19 protein-coding genes are annotated in these 18,852 nt (G+C 41.8%); 11 read left to right on the top strand and 8 right to left on the bottom strand.

Annotated elements, in window-relative coordinates:
- Positions 1-2: 2 nt before the first annotated feature.
- Complete coding sequence (locus tag PGP85_RS15380) at positions 3-1,181, top strand: site-specific integrase (protein ID WP_270328367.1); 1,179 nt, start codon at positions 3-5, stop codon at positions 1,179-1,181.
- Positions 1,182-1,464: 283 nt separating this feature from the next.
- Here the strand turns inward: PGP85_RS15380 and PGP85_RS15375 are convergent, their stop codons facing one another.
- Together PGP85_RS15375 and PGP85_RS15370 are read right to left on the bottom strand one after the other, a co-directional pair.
- Positions 1,465-2,151 (bottom strand): phosphoribosylaminoimidazolesuccinocarboxamide synthase, encoded by a 687-nt coding sequence (locus PGP85_RS15375; RefSeq protein ID WP_010740248.1) that lies wholly within the window; start codon positions 2,149-2,151, stop codon positions 1,465-1,467.
- Between the two features lie 196 nt (positions 2,152-2,347).
- Positions 2,348-2,950 (bottom strand): DUF1349 domain-containing protein, encoded by a 603-nt coding sequence (locus tag PGP85_RS15370; RefSeq protein ID WP_270328366.1) that lies wholly within the window; start codon positions 2,948-2,950, stop codon positions 2,348-2,350.
- A gap of 182 nt (positions 2,951-3,132) precedes the next feature.
- Between PGP85_RS15370 and PGP85_RS15365 the strand changes: the two genes are divergently transcribed.
- From PGP85_RS15365 to PGP85_RS15330, 8 genes are all read left to right on the top strand, one after another.
- The gene (locus PGP85_RS15365) at positions 3,133-3,834 is read left to right on the top strand and encodes a GntR family transcriptional regulator (protein ID WP_270328365.1); all 702 of its coding nucleotides are present in this window, start codon (positions 3,133-3,135) and stop codon (positions 3,832-3,834) included.
- Positions 3,835-4,067: 233 nt separating this feature from the next.
- Positions 4,068-5,417, top strand: coding sequence for a PTS sugar transporter subunit IIC (locus PGP85_RS15360; protein WP_010740245.1), 1,350 nt, complete (start codon positions 4,068-4,070; stop codon positions 5,415-5,417).
- 69 nt (positions 5,418-5,486) lie between these two features.
- On the top strand, positions 5,487-5,750 hold the full coding sequence (locus PGP85_RS15355; protein WP_270328364.1) for a hypothetical protein: 264 nt from the start codon (positions 5,487-5,489) through the stop codon (positions 5,748-5,750).
- The gene (locus PGP85_RS15350; RefSeq protein ID WP_270328363.1) at positions 5,747-6,835 is read left to right on the top strand and encodes a DUF871 domain-containing protein; all 1,089 of its coding nucleotides are present in this window, start codon (positions 5,747-5,749) and stop codon (positions 6,833-6,835) included. The genes PGP85_RS15355 and PGP85_RS15350 overlap by 4 nt, the downstream gene beginning before the upstream one ends.
- Positions 6,836-6,843: 8 nt before the next feature.
- Positions 6,844-7,950 (top strand): amidohydrolase/deacetylase family metallohydrolase, encoded by a 1,107-nt coding sequence (locus PGP85_RS15345; RefSeq protein WP_270328362.1) that lies wholly within the window; start codon positions 6,844-6,846, stop codon positions 7,948-7,950.
- Positions 7,940-9,034, top strand: a complete 1,095-nt coding sequence (locus PGP85_RS15340; RefSeq protein ID WP_270328361.1) for a DgaE family pyridoxal phosphate-dependent ammonia lyase — start codon at positions 7,940-7,942, stop codon at positions 9,032-9,034. Before PGP85_RS15345 ends, PGP85_RS15340 begins: the two co-directional genes overlap by 11 nt.
- A 15-nt stretch (positions 9,035-9,049) precedes the next feature.
- Positions 9,050-9,790 carry a 2-dehydro-3-deoxy-phosphogluconate aldolase gene (gene dagF / locus PGP85_RS15335; protein WP_270328360.1) on the top strand — a complete coding sequence of 247 codons (741 nt, stop codon included), beginning with the start codon at positions 9,050-9,052 and terminating at the stop codon, positions 9,788-9,790.
- A gap of 15 nt (positions 9,791-9,805) precedes the next feature.
- A complete protein-coding gene (locus PGP85_RS15330; RefSeq protein ID WP_270328359.1) occupies positions 9,806-10,801 on the top strand; it encodes a sugar kinase in 996 nt (331 codons plus the stop codon).
- Between the two features lie 58 nt (positions 10,802-10,859).
- On the opposite strand, the gene PGP85_RS15325 is transcribed toward PGP85_RS15330, so the two are convergent.
- Together PGP85_RS15325 and PGP85_RS15320 are read right to left on the bottom strand one after the other, a co-directional pair.
- Entirely contained in the window at positions 10,860-11,291 is a 432-nt protein-coding gene (locus PGP85_RS15325; protein ID WP_270328358.1) for a M23 family metallopeptidase, read from the bottom strand.
- 69 nt (positions 11,292-11,360) lie between these two features.
- A complete protein-coding gene (locus PGP85_RS15320) occupies positions 11,361-11,708 on the bottom strand; it encodes a hypothetical protein (RefSeq protein ID WP_270328357.1) in 348 nt (115 codons plus the stop codon).
- A 287-nt stretch (positions 11,709-11,995) separates the two neighbouring features.
- Here PGP85_RS15320 and PGP85_RS15315 point away from each other — a divergent pair, with 287 nt between their 5' ends.
- Positions 11,996-12,541, top strand: coding sequence for an ECF transporter S component (locus PGP85_RS15315; protein WP_251867235.1), 546 nt, complete (start codon positions 11,996-11,998; stop codon positions 12,539-12,541).
- Positions 12,542-12,598: 57 nt separating this feature from the next.
- On the opposite strand, the gene PGP85_RS15310 is transcribed toward PGP85_RS15315, so the two are convergent.
- The 3 genes from PGP85_RS15310 to PGP85_RS15300 form a co-directional block, all read right to left on the bottom strand.
- Positions 12,599-14,347 (bottom strand): NADH-dependent [FeFe] hydrogenase, group A6, encoded by a 1,749-nt coding sequence (locus PGP85_RS15310; RefSeq protein ID WP_270328355.1) that lies wholly within the window; start codon positions 14,345-14,347, stop codon positions 12,599-12,601.
- Between the two features lie 12 nt (positions 14,348-14,359).
- Positions 14,360-16,237, bottom strand: coding sequence for an NADH-quinone oxidoreductase subunit NuoF (locus PGP85_RS15305; RefSeq protein WP_270328354.1), 1,878 nt, complete (start codon positions 16,235-16,237; stop codon positions 14,360-14,362).
- A 110-nt stretch (positions 16,238-16,347) separates the two neighbouring features.
- Positions 16,348-16,848, bottom strand: coding sequence for an NADH-quinone oxidoreductase subunit NuoE family protein (locus PGP85_RS15300; RefSeq protein ID WP_270328353.1), 501 nt, complete (start codon positions 16,846-16,848; stop codon positions 16,348-16,350).
- Between the two features lie 498 nt (positions 16,849-17,346).
- Here PGP85_RS15300 and PGP85_RS15295 point away from each other — a divergent pair, with 498 nt between their 5' ends.
- A complete protein-coding gene (locus PGP85_RS15295; RefSeq protein WP_270328352.1) occupies positions 17,347-18,096 on the top strand; it encodes a hypothetical protein in 750 nt (249 codons plus the stop codon).
- Here PGP85_RS15295 and PGP85_RS15290 read toward each other — a convergent pair.
- On the bottom strand, positions 18,009-18,836 hold the full coding sequence (locus tag PGP85_RS15290) for a carbohydrate kinase family protein (RefSeq protein ID WP_270328351.1): 828 nt from the start codon (positions 18,834-18,836) through the stop codon (positions 18,009-18,011). The genes PGP85_RS15295 and PGP85_RS15290 overlap by 88 nt on opposite strands.
- Positions 18,837-18,852 lie beyond the last annotated feature (16 nt).

The following is an 18,852-nucleotide window of genomic DNA, read 5'->3' as shown; positions in this document are numbered from 1 at the left end:
AAATGGAAAAAACAGATCGATTCAAGAAGCAAATCAGTTCTACTGGTAGGATCACATGGTACTTCCAAGCATATCGAACAACAAGACGTGGCTTTAAGTCAAAACGTGAGGCACAACTCGCCTATCTTGAAATGGAGAAACAACAAAGGCTTAAGAAAAAAATTGTTGCAAGCAATGACAAGTTTCGTGTTGTAGGTGAGCAATGGTTCCAACATTACCGTTCGTTAAATGAGCAAAAGCAAACAACCTATGACAAACGAGAAGAACAATTAAAAATTATTGTTCGATGGATTGGTGATAAAAAGTTATCTGATTTATCACCTGACTACCTTCAAGAACTACTTTTTACCTTAAAGGAATGTGGCGTTAATGGAACAAATGTTGGCTATGCCAAAAATAGTTTACAATCACTTATTCAAGTTCTGAATATGGTTTTCAAATATTGTCAAAGAAAGAATTTGATAAGTGAAAACCCAATGAAGTCTGTGAGAATGCCAAAATATCAGTTAACGATAACTGATTTAAAAGAAGCCGTGAATAATATTGAGGACAAGTTTCTTACTGTCGATGAATTGAGAACTTTTTTGAATTACGGCATTGTTCATGAAGAGTTACCAATGTCTGTACTATTCCATGTTCTATTTTACACTGGTTGCCGTGTCAGCGAGGCGCTTGCTCTACAGCCTGGAGATATAGATTTCAAAAGAAATGAAATTCTATTCTATAAGCAAACGGCAGTTAAAGGTAAGAGCAAGGATTTTCGAATTGAAACTACTAAGACAGTTAGTTCTGCTAGACGAGTTCTAGTAACTCCTCTAGTTATGGAAAAGTTACAACAGTTGATTAAGGCTTTGGATGAGATGAGGCAACATTACAGGTTTACTATAGAAGAAACATATTTGTTTGTGTATCTTGACTCTAGTAAACGTGGTGTTCCTTATCGTCGAGAGTATGTAAATGATCACGTCAAACGGTGTGTGAATCGCTCGGGAATTAATAAGCCATTTCATACCCATTTAGCTCGTCATACAATGGCAAGCTTAGTAGCGGAGCACTGTAGCTGGGAAGTCTTGAAAGATCGCTTAGGGCATACTGACCAAACAACTTCGAAAATTTATCGCCACTTAACGTCAAATGAAAAGGTAAAACCTCTGATTGCTTTTAGTTCTTTAGAGAGTTAAAAAACGGTGAAAGCACTGGTATTACAGGATTCTTGAAAAACGATTTTTTAACAAAGTAGTCAATATGTAGTCAGAGGTAATAAAAATCTTTTTATATCAATACTTTAACGACTTTTCACAAGTATCAAAGAAATTCGTCGTTAATCTTTTATTATCTGATGAATCGAAGCCCTTGGTTATCAAGGGCTTTTTTTGTATGCCTTGAATACTGTTTGCTTTGCGAATGGATATTTTTCAAAACATAAAAAAGGTGAGGTAGCCGTAATGGCACCTCACCTTTTGCTTATTGAATTTTATCTAAGATTAATTGTGCACAGTCGATTTGGTTGGGAATGTTGCCCGCTTCGTCTTTTACTCGCCAGATATCGGGAGTAATTTCATCAACAACATACATTTTTCCATTTTCGTCATAACCAATTTCAATTTTGAAATCAATTAGGCTTAAATCCATTTCGGCTAAAGCATCTTTAAGGACGGTACCAACGTTTGTTAAAATATTCAGTGCTTCATCGTATTGACCAGGTGTCAAAATGCCTTTCATTTGGCACAAACGATCGGTAATCAATGGGTCACCCTGTTCGTCATCCTTTAAAGTTACTTCCAAATACGGCGGGTCGAAAGGCAATCCTTCTGGTAACGTAAAGCGGCGACACATGCTGCCAGCCGTGAAATAGCGTAAAACAAATTCCAAGTTTGGTACTGTTAATTGACGAACTTTCATGACACCTTTTTCGATATCTGCCCCTAAGTAATGAGTAGGAATATCATTTTTCTCCATTAATTCAAAAAAGTATTTTGAAACGGTTAAGCCAATTTTGCCTTTGCCAGCGACGCTGCCGCCAACGGTGTTGGAACCCGGGTCAAAGACACCGTCTTCGCCAGTCGCACTATCTTTGAACAGTAAATAGACTTCTTTGTTCTCTTCATCAAGTAAAACTGTTTTCGTTTTTCCATCGTACAATTCTTTCATCTTTTTCCTGCCTTCTCTGAAATAACCAGTGTTTTAAAAAATGATAACATTGGGGATTGTCACTGTCGATGATTTTTCGGGTTTTGAAATAAAAAAGCTGAATAAAGTTCGTGTTTTAATGATTTGTCCGTTTGAAAGTAAACTTTATTGATTTAGAGAGTGTATTTTGTTCGGATTTTTAACTGATGGAAATGATCTATTCATCCGGCAGCTGTCCATCATGTGCAGGCCATTGACACTCTAACAACTGCAAATCAGTAAAAACGGCTTTAAAGGAGGAAGCCTCTGGAGAACAGGCATAGACTCCGAAGCGAACTTTGCCATCCCCGTTAAGCATGTGGCAGATACGCATTTGTTGAAACTTTTTCCCATCTGTTGAAGATTCGATGCAGTAATCATTCTCGCGTCTGCTTAGGCGATACCACATGGATTTGATTGAAGCATCGATTTCGGTCGTTGCCCAATCGGAGAAACCGTGATTTGTTACGACGCTGCCTAAGTGCTGATAGGTATCATTCTCATACTCAATCGAACCCTTTAGCCAATTTTCACTATCTAAGTACATCACGATGCCGCATTGATCAAACCGATGGTGGCTTTCAGCAAATTCAGTTTTTACGACAAAACTAAAATATTTCTCGTCCGTTTCCATCTGAAAAACGGGCGCATTGTCGTTTTGAAAATGATAATAGGTATTTTGCCAAAGATCAGTATGCGGTTTGGTGATGACCTCAAGCATGTTTTCGGATAAATTATAGCTTTCGGGGGAACGGGTCCAATTAAAATTTTGCAGATCCATAGTATGCCTCCTGAGTTTGTCTTAATAAAAGAGTAGCAAAGATAAAGCAAGTTTGCTATAAAAAGCTTAGCATGTGGAACTAAAGAGCAAATATTTATGAGTCGCCACAATCCAGCTTTGCAAACTTTACGCTAAATGCTATTCTAAGTAATGTAGAACATTCATTGAGAAAGGTGGACCGTATGAAGAAGACTCGTGTGTTGTATCTAGAAATCGCTGAGAAAATTAAAGAAGATATATTTTCTGGAAAGTATCCTGTAGGGACGATGCTGCCCTCAGAACCAGAGCTGGAAAGATTATTCGATGTCAGCAAGATCACTGTCAGAAAAGCCATTGAGCTGCTGGCAGCGGATGAATATGTGGAGAAGAAAAGCGGGAAGGGCACAACGGTACTCAGTGAGCGCCCGTACAATAAATTATCAAAGGCGATCAGCTTTACGCAAATTTTAGAAAATTCCAATTTGTCCGTTAAAAAAATGATCCTTGATGTAAAAAAGATTACGTTGGACGAGAGTCAGAAAGCCTATGAGTACTTTGGCTCGGAAGCTATTTGGTTCCAACGGATGTACTTGTTGGACGATAAACCGTATATCTGTTTCGATCATTATTTGCCTGTAGGGTTAAAAAGATTCACCAAAGAAGATTTGGAACAAGAATCGCTCTATCGGATTTTGTATCAAAATGGCTTAGAGATCGAACGCTTTATGGATGATTTTGTCGCGATCGCATTAAATCAAGAACAGCAAAAGCTTCTTCAAACGGAAGAAACGATCGCGTTAAAGAGAATTCGAAAATCCTATGATTATGATCAGAAGGTAGTCGAGTATTCGGAAGCCATTTACAATACTTCGAATCATGCGTATCAAATTGAATATGAAACATAAGATTGAAACTGTGATGGTTAGCTGTCACAGTTTTTTATTATATCTAATCATTAATGAAGGTTTGCAGAAAAATAAAGTTCTTCTGAGGGTTAATTATGATTCGCTATTAAAGAAAACAATCAATTTTTGTCAAAAGAAAGTAAAAAATAATCTTGAAAAAGCGTTTACAGGTAAAAAACGGTATGGTACTATTCACTTGTAAACATTATAACGTTATAAACGGAGGTTAAAAAATGGACAGACTTGTAAGTTCGATAGAACAAAAATTGATGCCTTTCGCGAATAAGATTGGTACACAGCGACACATGATGGCAATCAGAAAGGGAATTGTTGCAACGATGCCGTTGACAATTGTTGGCTCTTTTTTCACTATTTTTCTAAATTTCCCGATTCCTTCTGTTGCTGCAATGATTGAACCGTATTTAGCAATTTTAGATATCCCATTTCGTTATACAGTCGGAATCCTAGCTTTATATGCTACTTTTGGAATTGCCTCACAGTTGGCTAATAGTTATAAGGTCGATTCTTTGACTGCCGGTATTTTGTCCGTTATGGCCTTTCTAGTGACTGCGGCACCGCCGCTTCGTGTATTCGATAATGTTGACGGAGTGATTGATGCTGGACGTTACATCAATATTGCTAACCTTGGTGCGGCATCCTTATTTGGAGCAATCGTCACCGCGCTTATTTCAGTAGAAATCTATCGGATATTTATTGAAAAGAACATTACGATCAAAATGCCTGAAGGCGTTCCGCCAGAAGTCACCAATTCATTTATGGCGTTGATACCTGGTGGCGCTATCCTGATTTTCTTCTGGGTAATCCGTCATATGATCGGATTCGATATCAATGGCTTCTTGAGTAATTTGCTAATGCCTTTCAAAGATGTTCTTGCCGGTAATAGTTTGTTTGGCGGATTGTTGACGGTTTTCTTGATCTGTTTCTTCTGGGTATTAGGAATTCATGGACCAGCCATCATGGGACCAGTTATTCGTCCTTTCTGGGAATTATCGATCGCTGAAAATATGGAAGCTTTTGCGGATGGTGCCAGTGCCACTGCGATGCCAAATATTTTCACGGAACAATTTTTACAATGGTTCATCTGGATCGGCGGAGCAGGAACGACGTTGGCGTTAGTGGTATTCTTCATGTTCTCTAAATCGAAATATCTGAAGAGTTTAGGACGTCTGTCATTCTTACCGGGATTATTCAATATTAATGAACCGATGATTTTCGGTGCACCGATCGTAATGAACCCGTTGTTAGGGATTCCATTCATTTTGGCACCACTAGTGACTACGACTTTATCTTACTTCTTAACGGTTTCCGGCTTGATTCCAATGATGGTGGCGCGTTACGGCTTTACGATTCCAGCGCCGATTGCGGCTTGGATGAGTACGGACTGGAGTATTGGAGCGGCGATCTTGGTTATTGTCAATTTCTTAATCTCGATGGGAATCTACTACCCGTTCTTCAAGGTTTTTGAAAAACAACAATTAGCGCGTGAAGCTGCTGAGATAGAAGCAGAAGAAGCAGCGAAAAAAGCAAAAGGCGAAAGCTTGCAAGGTGCTACTTCTAACTAAGAAGGATTCATTTTCTATAGCAGAAAGGATGGAGAGGGTAGTCAAGCGACTATCCTCTTCGGTGATACTATGAACTTAATTTATTTAGTTGTTCTATTTCTAGCGAGTCATATTTATTTAGAAAAAGGAAAGCTTCCAGCAAAAATACAGGAAGTAAAACTGAGATATATCTTGTTTGGTTCTTTAGGGGCAATTACATTAGCGATGGTGCTTGGCGTTTTGCTAAACATCGCGTCATTCTTAGTAATGACTGTGACAATTTGTTCGGCTTCGCTGATTGCTTATAAGTACCGCTCAAAATTTGATGAAATGGAACGAGGGAAAAGTGTATGAAACGTGTATTAGGAATTTCGGTCTATCCGGATCATAGTGATATCGATCAGGACAAAGCATATATTAAATTGGCTCATAAATATGAGTTCGGTCGGATTTTTATGAGTATGCTAGAGGTTACTGAAGGCAAAGAGGCGGTCAAAAAGAAATTTAAAGAGCTGATTTTCTTTGCGAAGGAGCTAGGCTACGAAACGATCTTAGATGTAGCACCAAATATTTTCGAAGAGCTAGGCATTTCCTATGATGATATGAGTTTCTTTCATGAATTAGGTGCGGATGGGATTCGGTTGGATTTGGGCTTTGATGGAAGCAAGGAAGCGATGCTGACTTACAACCCATATGGTGTGGCGATCGAATTGAACATGAGTAATGATGTGGCGTATTTGGACAATATCTTGACTTATGAAGCCAACACGCCATTTCTATATGGCTGCCACAATTTTTATCCGCAAGAGGGAACGGCTTTACCTTACGATTTCTTCGTAAAATGCAGCGAACGTTTCAAGGCTCACGGGATCAGAACCGCTGCTTTCGTTACTTCTCAAGTGGGAGATATCGGTCCGTGGGATATCAATGATGGTTTGCCAACGTTAGAAATGCATCGTCATTTGCCAGTGGAAGTGGCGACCAAGCATTTATTTGCGACTAAATTAATCGATGATGTGATCATCGGAAATGCCTATGCTTCAGAAGAAGAATTGCAGGCAATGGGCGCAGTCGATCGTTATCAAACGGAATTTTCTGTTGAATTTGTCGCAGATGTGAATGAAGTAGAAAAACAAATCGTTCTAAATGAACAGCACTATCGCAGAGGAGACATCACGGATCAGATGGTTCGCTCAACCTTTGTTCGTAAAAAATATGGACAAGAAGCCAACGCCCCTCATGACAATGAAATCGAATTCCAACCGGGAGATATCGTGATCGGAAATGACGCGTTTGGTAAATATAAAAATGAGCTGCAAGTAGTCTTGAAGGCTCATAAGGATAATCGGAAGAATAAAGTGGGGCAGATCATTGCGAATGAACAGCTGCTCTTACCATTTATTCACCCTTGGTCAAAATTCAAATTTACAGAAAAGTAGGAACGAAAATGTTGGATTTAGTTGTAAGAAACGGCAAAACGATTGATGGACAGAAATTCGAATTAGGAATTTCTGATGGCAAAATCACTGATATAGCAGATAAAATTGTTGAAGAGAGTCAGAATGAGCTTGTGTTAACGGAAGAGCAATACCTTTCGCCAGGCTGGATCGATGATCATGTACATTGCTATGAAAAAATGACGTTGTATTATGATTATCCCGATGAGGTTGGTGTGAAAAGAGGCGTGACGACGGTAATCGATGCCGGGACGACCGGTGCGGAAAACATCGGAGACTTTTGTGTGTTGGCTGAAAAATCAAAAACCAATGTCTACGCTTTATTGAACATTTCAAAATGGGGCATTGTTGAGCAGGATGAATTGGCTGATCTGACGAAAGTTCAACGTGATGCGGTACGACGGGCGATCGAGGAATTTCCTGAATTTATCGTTGGCTTGAAAGCTCGAATGAGCAAGACGGTGATCGGTTCAAGCGGGATCGAACCGCTAAGATTAGCGAAAAAATTTCAACGAGAATATGGCAATCTGCCGTTAATGGTTCATGTCGGTTCCGCACCGCCTGAGCTGTCGGATATTCTAGCTTTGATGGATAAAGGCGATGTGTTGACCCATTGCTTTAATGGAAAAGAAAATGGGATTCTCGATCGCTCCAGCAATCAAATCAAAGGTTTTGTGTGGAAAGCTTACAACAAAGGCGTTATCTTTGATATCGGACATGGGACTGACAGCTTCAATTTTGGTGTTGCGAAGCAAGCCTTGAGTGAGGGGATGAAGAGTTCTTCGATCAGCTCGGACATTTATGTTCGCAATCGTCAAAATGGTCCGGTCTATGATCTAGCCACAACAATGGAAAAGCTGTTCTTAGTAGGGTATTCTTGGGAAGAGATCATTAAGCAGGTTACGGAAAGCCCATCCGAAAATTTCCATTTAAAGAACAAAGGAAAACTAGCGGCGGGGTACGATGCGGATATCACGATATTCACCATTCAGGAATCTAAAAAAGAATTAATCGATTCAAATGGGAATACTCGCACAGCGAAAGAGGAAATCGTGCCTGTGAAAACGATCATTGGAGGTCAAATCTATGACAATTAATTTGGATAAATTAGGCTTAAAAAAAGTGATCAACGCTTCCGGCCGCATGACGATTCTTGGAGTATCGAAGGTCTCTGAAGCGGTGATGGAAGCCCAACGTTTTGGCGGCGAGCACTTTTTTGAAATGGCGGACTTGAGTGAAAAGACCGGGGCTTATATCGCGAAACTTTTAGAAGTCGAGGATACACAGATCGTTTCTTCCGCTTCGGCCGGAATTGCTCAAAGTGTTGCGGCGGTGATTGGACAAGGCGACGTCTATCATGCGTACCATCCATATACTGATCGCATCAAGAAGCGAGAGATCATTTTACCCAAAGGGCACAACGTTGATTATGGGACACCAGTAGAAGTAATGGTCGAACAAGGCGGCGGGCAAGTAGTAGAAGCCGGATATGCCAATATGTGTTCAGCGGATCATTTGGAAATGATGATTACTGAAAATACGGCGGCGATTTTATACATTAAGAGTCATCATACAGTTCAAAAAAGTATGCTGTCAGTTGCAGAAGCAGCAGCTGTTGCGAAAAGAAATCAGCTGCCATTGATCGTTGATGCCGCTGCGGAAGAGGATTTATTCTTCTATAGTAAAGCCGGGGCTGATTTAGTAATCTATTCTGGTGCAAAAGCGATCGAAGGGCCAAGCGCTGGTTTGGTGATCGGCAAGAAAGACAAAATCGAATGGGTTCGCTTGCAGGGCAAAGGGATCGGCAGAGCTATGAAAATCGGGAAAGATAATATCCTCGGTTTTACCCAAGCGATTGAAGACTATTTGAAGAATGGCAGCGAGTCTGGGGATTCGATGCAGGCGAGACTAGAACCTTTCATCGAAGCGGTCAATCAAATCAAAGACTTAACCGCTAAGAGTGTTCAGGATGGTGCTGGTCGGGATATTTATCGGGCCAGTGTTCACGTTTCGGGCAATCATACAGCGCAGGAAGTTATTGCCAAGCTGAAGGAAGAATCACCAGCTGTTTATACAAGAGAATATCAAGCCAATAACGGAATTATCGAATTTGATATCCGTTCTGTGAATGTGCAGGAGATGGCAATGATCGTAACGCGTTTACGCGCTATTATGGAATAAGAAGGGGACAAAGCAATGTCATTACAACCAAATTACTTAGAAGATCGAATTTGTTTAAATGTATTAGCAAACTCAGTGGAAAATGCCAAAGACTGTTATCAAGCCGCAGAAGGCCACGTAGTCTTAGGCGTTCTATCGAAAAATTATGACAGCGATGAAGTAGCGATCGCCGATATGAAAAAATATCAAGAAGCCACCGATAATGCTTTATCTGTCGGCTTAGGCGCAGGCGACCCAAATCAAAGCCAAATGGTCTCGCGTATCTCAGGTAAGTTGCAGCCACAGCATGTAAATCAAGTATTTACTGGCGTAGGAACTTCCAGAGCTTTGCTAGGGCAGTCGGAAACAGTCATCAATGGACTCGTTTCACCTACCGGAAAAGTCGGCTACGTTAATATCGCGACTGGCCCATTAAGCTCGCAAGGAGCGGAAGGGATCGTTCCAATCGAAACAGCGATCAAGCTATTGCAAGATATGGGCGGCAGTTCGATCAAATACTTCCCAATGAAAGGTTTGGCCCATAAAGAAGAATTTAAAGCTGTGGCTGAAGCTTGCGCGAAGTATGATTTCTATCTGGAACCGACCGGCGGAATCGACTTAGAGAACTTTGAAGAAATCCTTCAAATCGCGGTGGATGCCGGCGTTAAAAAAATCATTCCCCATGTTTACAGCTCGATTATTGATGCAGAAACAGGCGATACTCGACCAGAAGATGTTAAAACACTGCTTGAGATGGTTAAAAATACATTGAAATAAAAAGGAGAACAATCTATGAGATTTGCGGCTTTTGGTGAAGTGATGCTGCGGCTGTCCCCGCCAGAATATCTGTTGTTAGACCAAACAAATGAATTGCGGATGGATTACACTGGCACGGGTGTCAACATTATGGCGAATCTAGCCCAGTTAGGTTATGAGACCTCACTGGCGACAGTGCTGCCAGATAATCGTTTAGGCCAAGTTGCCAAATCAGCAATCGCTAAATATGGGATCAGGACGGAGCTACTAACTTTTGCTCACCAGCATATCGGCAGTTATTTTGCGGAGAATGGTTACGGTCAGCGTCCAACACAAGTGACTTATCAGAATCGCCATCACAGTTCATTTGGGGTGAGCGATCAGACTGCCTATGATTTTGAGCAGGTCGCGGCTTCGAATGATCTGATCCATATTTGCGGAATTTCCTTAAGCCTAACGGATGAGACGCGAAACGCCGCTCACGCATTAGCAAAAAAAGCGGCTGAAGCAGGCAAAAAGGTTTGTTTTGATTTTAACTTTCGTCCTAGTTTGAATACCGAACCAAATAAGGCTGCTTTCATGAAAAAGCAGTATGAGCAGATTTTACCTTACTGTGATATCGTTTTTGGCAGTGTTCGAGATTTGACGGATTTGCTGCAAATGCCATTATCCGGTACGGAGGATGAATTGATTTCGGTATTTATGGAAATGTATCAAATTGATTGGTTCGCCGGAACGAAAAGAACCTCCGCCAACAATCAGAAACAGCTGCAAGGGTTTCTTTATACTCGTGATGAGCAGGCTGTTAGTACAAGTCGTGAGTTAACCGTTTTAGATCGAATCGGTGCCGGTGATGCATATGCTGCTGGGATTTTAGCAGGCTATGCAGAAAGCTGGTCATTAACTGAGACAGTCGAGTTTGCAACGATGAATGCAGTATTGGCTCATACGATTCATGGAGATGTACCATTGACTACGAAGGAACAGGTCCTTGCCGTGTTGGAAAATCCTGGTATTGATTTGATTCGTTAAAAGAACTAAACCCGATAAATAGTACAAGAGATTCTTGTCCTGTTTATCGGGTCTATTTTTATGGAGTGACGATTGTACCTTTTACAGGCAGTTCCTGTTTACCTTGAAGCTTAAAGTAGAGCGGCAGTCCTTCAGCTAACAATTGATTGCCATTTACTGGATTCTGTTTTTGATGATGAATATGCAGATGCGGTTCGGAGGAGGCACCGCTATTTCCTACGCGGCCTAAAGTGTCTCCAACTTTTACTTGATCGCCTTTAGCCACCGTGACGCTATCTTGCTTTAGATGATAGAGTGCTAAATAGGTCCCAGTTTCTTTTACCTTAATAAATACATAGTTTCCTTGGCTGTAGAATTCATCCAAATTCACGCCATGATCTTCATCTTTGTCATAGGCTCCAACGACCGTTCCCTCAACTGGAGAAACGACCTCTTTATTCCAACAGCCGTAGCTAGCTAACTTAGGATTATTGGTGTTATAAGGTTCCATCACTAAATCATAGGCCCAGCGAGTCGCCGGCCATTCTGAATGATAATTCTCCTCATACGTATTTCCGCCCTAACCAACAACCGTCTGTTCCTTTAGCGGCCACGAAACTGTCAAAGCCGGACTTGCTTGGCTTTCTCTGATCGGATAGGCTGTGTGGAAGATTCCTATAACTAATGTAATCGGAGCTATCATAAGCAGCGATAGAACAATCGTTACTAGGCTGTTTTTAAACCGATCCTTTTTGGTGACTAAGCGGATTAAGCTGATTAATAGAATAATCAAACCAATTACCGGAAAAACAATTTTTAGTCCAAACCAGGCAAAAGTTCCCGCAAGGCCATGAAAAAATAAAACAAAAACCCAAAATATTCCTAAAATAAATCCCAACAGCCTATTTATTATCGATCTTTTTCTCATTTCATACACCCTTTTTCTTGATCATTTTAATAAATATAGCATGTTAGATGTTTTTTTTATTCGGACTTAAGGTTGATTCGAGGATCAATTCTGCATAGTAAATAGAAAAAAATTGGATAAAAAGCTTTCTCAATTTGTGCCTTAAATCTGGTACAATATTATTAAGAAATAGCTAGTATTTATTCATTTTTTACTCATCTTCAAAGGCAGGAACGTAAATCGATACAAGAAGGGAAGTGAAAGGAGGATTATTTGTGAATCCGTTTACAAATGAAATCTCCGAAAATATGAATCGAAAAGCATTATGGATCACTCAAACCGGTGTTTTGTTGGCGCTACTGATCGTTGTTCAAGCTGTAACTTCTGGTCTAGGGAATACGTTGGTGACCGGCTCTTTGGTCAATCTGATCTTGATTGTTGCGGTGACTACTGGTGGATTGGCAAGTGGGATAAGCATTGCTTTGCTGTCACCGATTTTTGCTTTTATGTTTGGGATTGGGCCCGCATTTCCGCAAATTGTATTTTGTATCGCGATTGGGAATGCGGTCTTGGTAACGATCTGGCACTTTATTGCAGGGTATAACAAGAAGCAAAGTATCACGAATTTTGTTTTGGCGACAGTGATTGGTGCAGTAGCAAAATTTGGTGTATTGTATCTGTCGATCGTTCAATTTGTTGTTCCTATTTTGTTGAAGATGCCGGCGCCGAAAGCGGCGATGGTTTCAGGAGCATTTTCCTTCCCGCAATTGATCACGGCTTTGATCGGCGGGGGATTATCCATTTTAGTTGTTCCGGTCCTATCTAAAGCGTTGAATCGTCAGAGAGCTCATTAATCAATCAGAAAAAATAAGCGCCTAATCGATTTTTCGATTGGGCGCTTATTTAATGTTCTAAACTTTGACTCTTGTCCGATCACGGTAACTGGTGTGGAGAATATGATGGGCCTTTAGACTGCCTGGTTTGTCTAAGAATTCCTGATAGATCTTTTGTACGATCGGGCTATCGTTTGATTTCCGCAGGCCTTTTCCTTTATCTTCGGAATACAAAGCAGCCGCACGTTTTGTTTTCAAATCGACGAAGTTGCGAACCGAAGCTGGTTGGACAGGTTGTCCGCCGCCGTTGATACAGCCGCCGGGACAGCCCATGATCTCAACAAAGTGGTAGAATTTCTCGCCAGATTCGATACGTTTAAGCAATTTCTTGGCATTGCCGATTCCTGAGGCAACCGCCACATTGATCGTTGCGCCGCTCATTTCATAGGTTGCTTCTTTGATGCCCTTCATGCCGCGAACCTCTGTAAATTCCACTTGTTCCAAAGAATGTCCGGCTAAAGTTTCTGCCGCTGTTCTTAGGGCGGCCTCCATAACACCGCCAGTAGCACCGAAGATATAACCGGCACCAGTCGCTTCGCCTAGCGGATTGTCAAAGGATTCATCCTCCAATTCCACAAAGCGGACACCGGCCTTATCGATCATCCGAGCCAATTCGCGAGTAGTCAGTGCCACATCACAATCCGAGTAGCCGGCCGCTGCTTCATCTTCCCGCGTCACTTCAAATTTCTTCGCTGTACAAGGCATGATGCCGACGACAAAAATATCTTTTGGATCGATGCTTTCCTTCTCGGCATACCAAGTTTTTGCTAAGGCGCCAAACATTTGCTGCGGTGATTTACAGGTTGATAGGTTAGGGATCAATTCGGGATGGTAGTGTTCACAATACTTGACCCAGCCTGGTGAGCAAGATGTGAACATAGGGAATGGACCGTTATTTCCGACACGTTCCAAGAATTCATTGGCCTCTTCCATGATGGTAAAGTCAGCGGCTACGTTGGTATCGAAGACTTTATCGAAACCAATTCGCCGTAAAGCGGCAACCATTTTGCCTTCAACGTTAGTACCGATCGGCATGTTGAAGGCTTCGCCTAAAGTTACCCGAATAGATGGGGCGGTCTGAACGATCACATGCTTCGTTGGATCTTCCAAGGCCTCCCAAACCTCTTGTGTCTGGTCTTTTTCATGAATTGCCCCCGTTGGACAAACAACGATACATTGTCCGCAGGAAATACATGGCACATCGCCTAAGTTTTGTTCATAAGCGCTGCCGATATGAGTGTTGAAGCCGCGATCATTTGGCCCGATCACGCCGACTGCCTGCCATTTCGAACAAGCAGCCACACAACGGCGGCAAAGAATACATTTATTGTTGTTGCGCACCATGTGCACGGCACTGTCGTCAAATTCGTATTCACAGTTTTCCCCATTGAAATAATCTTCATCGGCAACGTTGAATTCTTTACAAAGTTTCTGCAGCTCGCAATTTCCGCTGCGGATACAAGAAAGACATTTGCGTTCGTGGGTTGAGAGAATCAATTCTAGCGTGACTCTGCGGGAGTCGAATACTTTTTTCGAATTCGTCGTGATCTCCATGCCTTCACTGATCGGATAGACACAAGCAGTCACTAAGCTGCGGGCCCCTTTGACCTCGACCACACACATACGGCAAGCGCCGATTTCGTTGATTTCTTTCAAAAAGCACAGGGTAGGGATCTCAATATTATTTTTTCGTGCTGCTTCGAGAATCGTCGATCCTTCGGGAGCAGTACAGATCTTTCCGTTGATTGTTATCATAACTTCTTTCACTTGCTCCACCTCCTATATGACCGTGATCGCATCGTAGCGACAAGTATCAATACATAAACCACACTTGGTACAGATCGACTGATCAATTTCATGGATTTGTTTGGCTTCACCGCTGATCGCACTAACTGGACAGCCTTTTGCACATGCCCGACAGCCGGTACATTTGTCTGGCAAGATCCGGTATTGAATCAAATTTTTACAGACGCCAGATGGACAACGATGTTCTAAGACATGGGCTTCGTATTCTTCTCTAAAATAGCGAAGGGTAGAAAGCACAGGATTTGGTGCTGTTTGCCCTAGACCGCAAAGAGAATTTTCCTGGATGTGGTGGCAAAGTTCTTCCATTTTGTCCAGATCATCCAACGTTGCTTTGCCCATTGTGATTTTATCTAAAAGTTCCAGCAGCCGTTTTGTACCGACGCGGCAGGGCACACATTTGCCGCAGCTTTCTTCTACGGTGAATTCCAAGAAGAATTTTGCGATGTCGACCATACAGTTGTCTTCATCCATAACGATCAAGCCGCCAGATCCCATCATCGAACCGATCTTTTTCAAGTTCTCATAATCGATTGGAACATCGTAATGCTCGGGTGGAATACAACCACCTGACGGACCTCCGGTTTGAGCCGCTTTAAACTTCTTACCATTAGGGATACCGCCGCCGATGTCTTCGACGATCTCTCGTAAAGTGGTACCCATGGGGATTTCAACCAATCCAGTATTTTGAATCTTGCCTCCTAAGGCGAATACTTTCGTTCCTTTTGATTTTTCCGTTCCGAAACTAGCGAACCATTCCGGTCCTTTGAGAATAATCTGGGGAATATTGGCGAATGTCTCCACGTTGTTAACGATCGTCGGTTTTCCAAACAGTCCTTTGACTGCAGGGAATGGCGGACGTGGCCGTGGTTCGCCGCGATGTCCTTCGATACTCTCTAACAGTGCGGTCTCTTCACCGCACACGAAAGCTCCAGCACCTAAACGCAAATCTAGGTCAAAGGAGAAATCACTGCCGAAGATATGGTCACCGAGTACGCCTTCCTCGCGAGCTTGCTTAATCGCGATTCGCAAACGATTAACGGCGATCGGGTATTCCGCTCGGACATAGATATAGCCTTGGTTTGCGCCAATCGTATAACCCGCGATCGCCATTGCCTCAATGACTGCATGCGGATCGCCTTCCAGGACTGAACGGTCCATAAAGGCACCCGGGTCGCCTTCATCGGCGTTACAGATGACGTATTTTTGATCTGATTGACTAGCTTTAGCAAATGACCACTTCATAAATGTAGGGAAGCCGGCACCGCCGCGCCCTCTTAAGCCCGAGGTTTCCAGGGTGCTCAAAACATCGTCACGAGAATAGTCATTCACTACTTTGGCTAAAGCTTGATAGCCGTCAAAGGCAATGTATTCTTCGATCTTCTCTGGATTGATTCGTCCGCAATTTCGTAAAGCAACACGCTTTTGCTTATGATAGAAGGGAGTATCCATTAGTTTATTGATGATTTCCTTGGTCTCATTGTCGTGATACAGTAATTTTTCGACTAATTTACCTTTAACTAAATGATCTGACACGATTTTCTTTGCGTGCTTCGGCTGGACCTGGTGATAAAAGACAGCTTCTGGATAAATAATGACAATCGGACCTTGCGCACACAGGCCAAAACAGCCGGTTTTCACGATATTTACTTTTTCTGTTAACTCATTTTTAGCTAATTCCTCTTTTAACGCGTCAACGAATTCACTGCTCTTAGATGAAATACATCCCGTTCCTGCACAGACGAGTATCTCTTTGTCATACTGATTTTCTGCCGCATCATGATCATCTAAGCGCATCGTGATTGTTTGACGGTGGGTGTCTCGAAGTTCCGTTAACTCATTCCAATCTTTCATATTTTTTACTCCTGACTCTAGAGGCTTCAGTCGACAACAACAAATTTTCAAAAAATTTCTCGAGCATTTGGTTATGTACTAGTTTCTAAAGGAACAACCTTCACGATTACTTATTCTTTCTTTAGATACGTAACCAGCACTTTGTCTGCTTTCTTCTTAGATAAACGACCGTAAACTTCCTCATTAACGGTTAGTACGGGCGCTAGACCGCAGGCACCGATACAGCGGCATGATTCTAAGGTAAATTTACGATCCTCGGTTGTTTCCCCCGGTGCGATCTTCAGCTCGGTCGAAAACGAATCCAAAATGTCGCCGGCGCCTTTAACATAGCAGGCCGTTCCCATGCACACACTAATCGTATACTCGCCTTTTGGCACAAAAGTGAATTGAGCATAAAAGGTTGCTGTGCTGTACAATTCTTCGAGAGGAAGAGCTAGTTCTTTTGAAAGCCTTTTCGAAATTTCGATAGGTAAATAACCATAGATTCTTTGAGCCTCTTGCAGGGCCGGCATCTGGGCACCGCGCTGTCCCTTCAGATTCTCTATACTCGTTAGAAATTCTTGATGCTGACTTTCAGTTTCGATAAATTCAAACACTGCTTCTGTACTCATTGATTTTTGTATCCTCCTTTCATAAGGTTGACTAAATTCCCTACATGATCACAACTAATTCCAGTCAAAAAGTTATTGTATATAAAATAAGTATATCAAAAATAGTGGGCTCTTTGTGAATAATTAGTCAAATGAGAATGAGAACTGTTCTCGAATGATCAAGTACGTGAAAGCAAAGCTAGTGAAACGGGGAGAAGGGACTAGCAGGTTTTTAGCAGTTTAGAAAACGACCGTTATCGAAAATAGTGAAATGGAATTCGATAAATTAACTGAGAATAGAAAATCGCAGTTGAATAGTCAGATGCTTTTCTTTTTGTTGTTATTTTAAGAGTGTCTTGCCTTCAATGATGAGTTAGAAAAATACTCTATCTGAGTTTGCATAATTATTTCAAAATAATAATTATTTTGGGTTGGATTAATAATCATTCTAGTTGTATGATTTTCTTGTAGGAAAAAATGAAAGCGATTTATATAATTAGAAAGAAAGCAGGGAAAGAGATGAGCGAACAGAAACTGAATCAACGTCAACTTTTTGGAATGAAAAGAGAGAATCTAGTGAAGAAAATTCCCCAGTACTATTACGATACACTTGATGTGGCTTCAGTACTGGATTACACGATAGCGATATTAATCAGAAATGCATTAACAGTCAATGACTTTGCTCTTTTCTTGGACGAACTGATCAGAGACCTGTTCCTTTTTGCTGAACCGAATGATCTTTTAAGAAAGAAGTGCTCCTATTTTCAAAATTACTTTACGAAAGAAGAATGGGAGACAGTTGTCGGTCGACTATTCAAGAATAAGACAAGCTATTTCAAGTACACAAAAGCAGCACGGTCCCATTACGATCAAATGATGAAACCCAATATTGGAAAAGAATTAACTGATGATCGAAAGGTTGCCATCGAATCGGTTTTCAAAGATGCGAATGGCAAGAATCATAAATGGACATTGCGGGATGCAGATCCTTTGAAGGATAAAAAAGACTTTAAGGCCCTTTTAGAGATCCTGACGACACTGCCCATTTTCGAAAACAATGGCGTTCGCCGTTTCACGCAACTGGTGGAGTCAAAACGGATCTATAGCGAGATCGAAGTAGTTGTGGAAAGAAAGATGATTCCGAGAAAAACTACAAATAAAAAAGGCGGAACGAAAAAGGGTCAGCAGAAGGCAGAGGCGGCAGAAGAAAAAATGATAGTCTCTCTCAGTGATTTTTTTTGTTCCAAGCAGAAGGCAAAAGCACCATGAAAGATATCCCCGGCACCAGTCGTATCTACTGGTGCTACCTTAAAAGCGGGAACGTGATGAATTATTTCTTGTTCTTGCCAGAGACAGCCTTGATCACCGATCGTAATCACTAATTGATTTCCATTAAGTGTGCGAAGTTGCTTGAAAACTTCCTTTATTTGATCAGGTCCATCAAGTTGAATAGGGATTCCAGTAGCTTGATAGGCAAAGTCCTCAGAACAAACCAAGTAGTCGACTGTTTGCACTAATTTCGCTAATTCTGGTTTATAGGTCCCAGCATCCATGATCGATAGGGCGGTCGGATATTTTTTGATAGCTTCTAACGCGGCGCTCAGTTCATGACCGTCTACGAGTAACACTTGTGGCTCTTTATCTGGCCAGACGATCGGAAATCGCTGCTCTCTCATTGGTGAATTCAAGATTGTGCGATGGCCATTCTGCTGATTGACAACGATACAGCTTATACTCGTCGCTTGCTTAGGATCACAATAAATAGAAGCGGCGTCAACTCCGCCTACGGCTAAGGTTTGAACAATCTCTTGTCCAAATAAATCCTCACCAACTCGGGCGATCAAAGCCGCTTCAGCCCCCCAAGAACCGCACAAATAAGCGGCGTTGGCTGCGGGTGCTCCCATGCATTCATGACGATCGGGAATGCGATATTTCTGATTTTCTACTAACGGTTCATTTACAGGAAAAGTTAAATCATAAACTGCTTGGCCGACGCATAAAATACTCATACTTACCCCTTTCTCA

It is taken from the genome of Enterococcus malodoratus (genome assembly GCF_027659535.1).
GTDB lineage: Bacteria > Bacillota > Bacilli > Lactobacillales > Enterococcaceae > Enterococcus_A > Enterococcus_A malodoratus.
This window is presented reverse-complemented; position numbering and strand designations above follow the sequence as displayed.

Coding starts and splice junctions, on each gene's coding strand:
- PGP85_RS15325 (WP_270328358.1), bottom strand. CDS start 11,291: ATGGAACCTTATAACACCAATAATCCTAAGTTAGCTAGCTACGGCTGT.
- PGP85_RS15315 (WP_251867235.1), top strand. CDS start 11,996: ATGAATCGAAAAGCATTATGGATCACTCAAACCGGTGTTTTGTTGGCG.
- PGP85_RS15350 (WP_270328363.1), top strand. CDS start 5,747: ATGAAACGTGTATTAGGAATTTCGGTCTATCCGGATCATAGTGATATC.
- PGP85_RS15345 (WP_270328362.1), top strand. CDS start 6,844: ATGTTGGATTTAGTTGTAAGAAACGGCAAAACGATTGATGGACAGAAA.
- PGP85_RS15300 (WP_270328353.1), bottom strand. CDS start 16,848: ATGAGTACAGAAGCAGTGTTTGAATTTATCGAAACTGAAAGTCAGCAT.
- PGP85_RS15380 (WP_270328367.1), top strand. CDS start 3: ATGGAAAAAACAGATCGATTCAAGAAGCAAATCAGTTCTACTGGTAGG.
- PGP85_RS15330 (WP_270328359.1), top strand. CDS start 9,806: ATGAGATTTGCGGCTTTTGGTGAAGTGATGCTGCGGCTGTCCCCGCCA.
- PGP85_RS15370 (WP_270328366.1), bottom strand. CDS start 2,950: ATGGATCTGCAAAATTTTAATTGGACCCGTTCCCCCGAAAGCTATAAT.
- PGP85_RS15365 (WP_270328365.1), top strand. CDS start 3,133: ATGAAGAAGACTCGTGTGTTGTATCTAGAAATCGCTGAGAAAATTAAA.
- PGP85_RS15295 (WP_270328352.1), top strand. CDS start 17,347: ATGAGCGAACAGAAACTGAATCAACGTCAACTTTTTGGAATGAAAAGA.
- PGP85_RS15320 (WP_270328357.1), bottom strand. CDS start 11,708: ATGAGAAAAAGATCGATAATAAATAGGCTGTTGGGATTTATTTTAGGA.
- dagF (WP_270328360.1), top strand. CDS start 9,050: ATGTCATTACAACCAAATTACTTAGAAGATCGAATTTGTTTAAATGTA.
- PGP85_RS15305 (WP_270328354.1), bottom strand. CDS start 16,237: ATGAAAGATTGGAATGAGTTAACGGAACTTCGAGACACCCACCGTCAA.
- PGP85_RS15360 (WP_010740245.1), top strand. CDS start 4,068: ATGGACAGACTTGTAAGTTCGATAGAACAAAAATTGATGCCTTTCGCG.
- PGP85_RS15355 (WP_270328364.1), top strand. CDS start 5,487: ATGAACTTAATTTATTTAGTTGTTCTATTTCTAGCGAGTCATATTTAT.
- PGP85_RS15290 (WP_270328351.1), bottom strand. CDS start 18,836: ATGAGTATTTTATGCGTCGGCCAAGCAGTTTATGATTTAACTTTTCCT.
- PGP85_RS15375 (WP_010740248.1), bottom strand. CDS start 2,151: ATGAAAGAATTGTACGATGGAAAAACGAAAACAGTTTTACTTGATGAA.
- PGP85_RS15340 (WP_270328361.1), top strand. CDS start 7,940: ATGACAATTAATTTGGATAAATTAGGCTTAAAAAAAGTGATCAACGCT.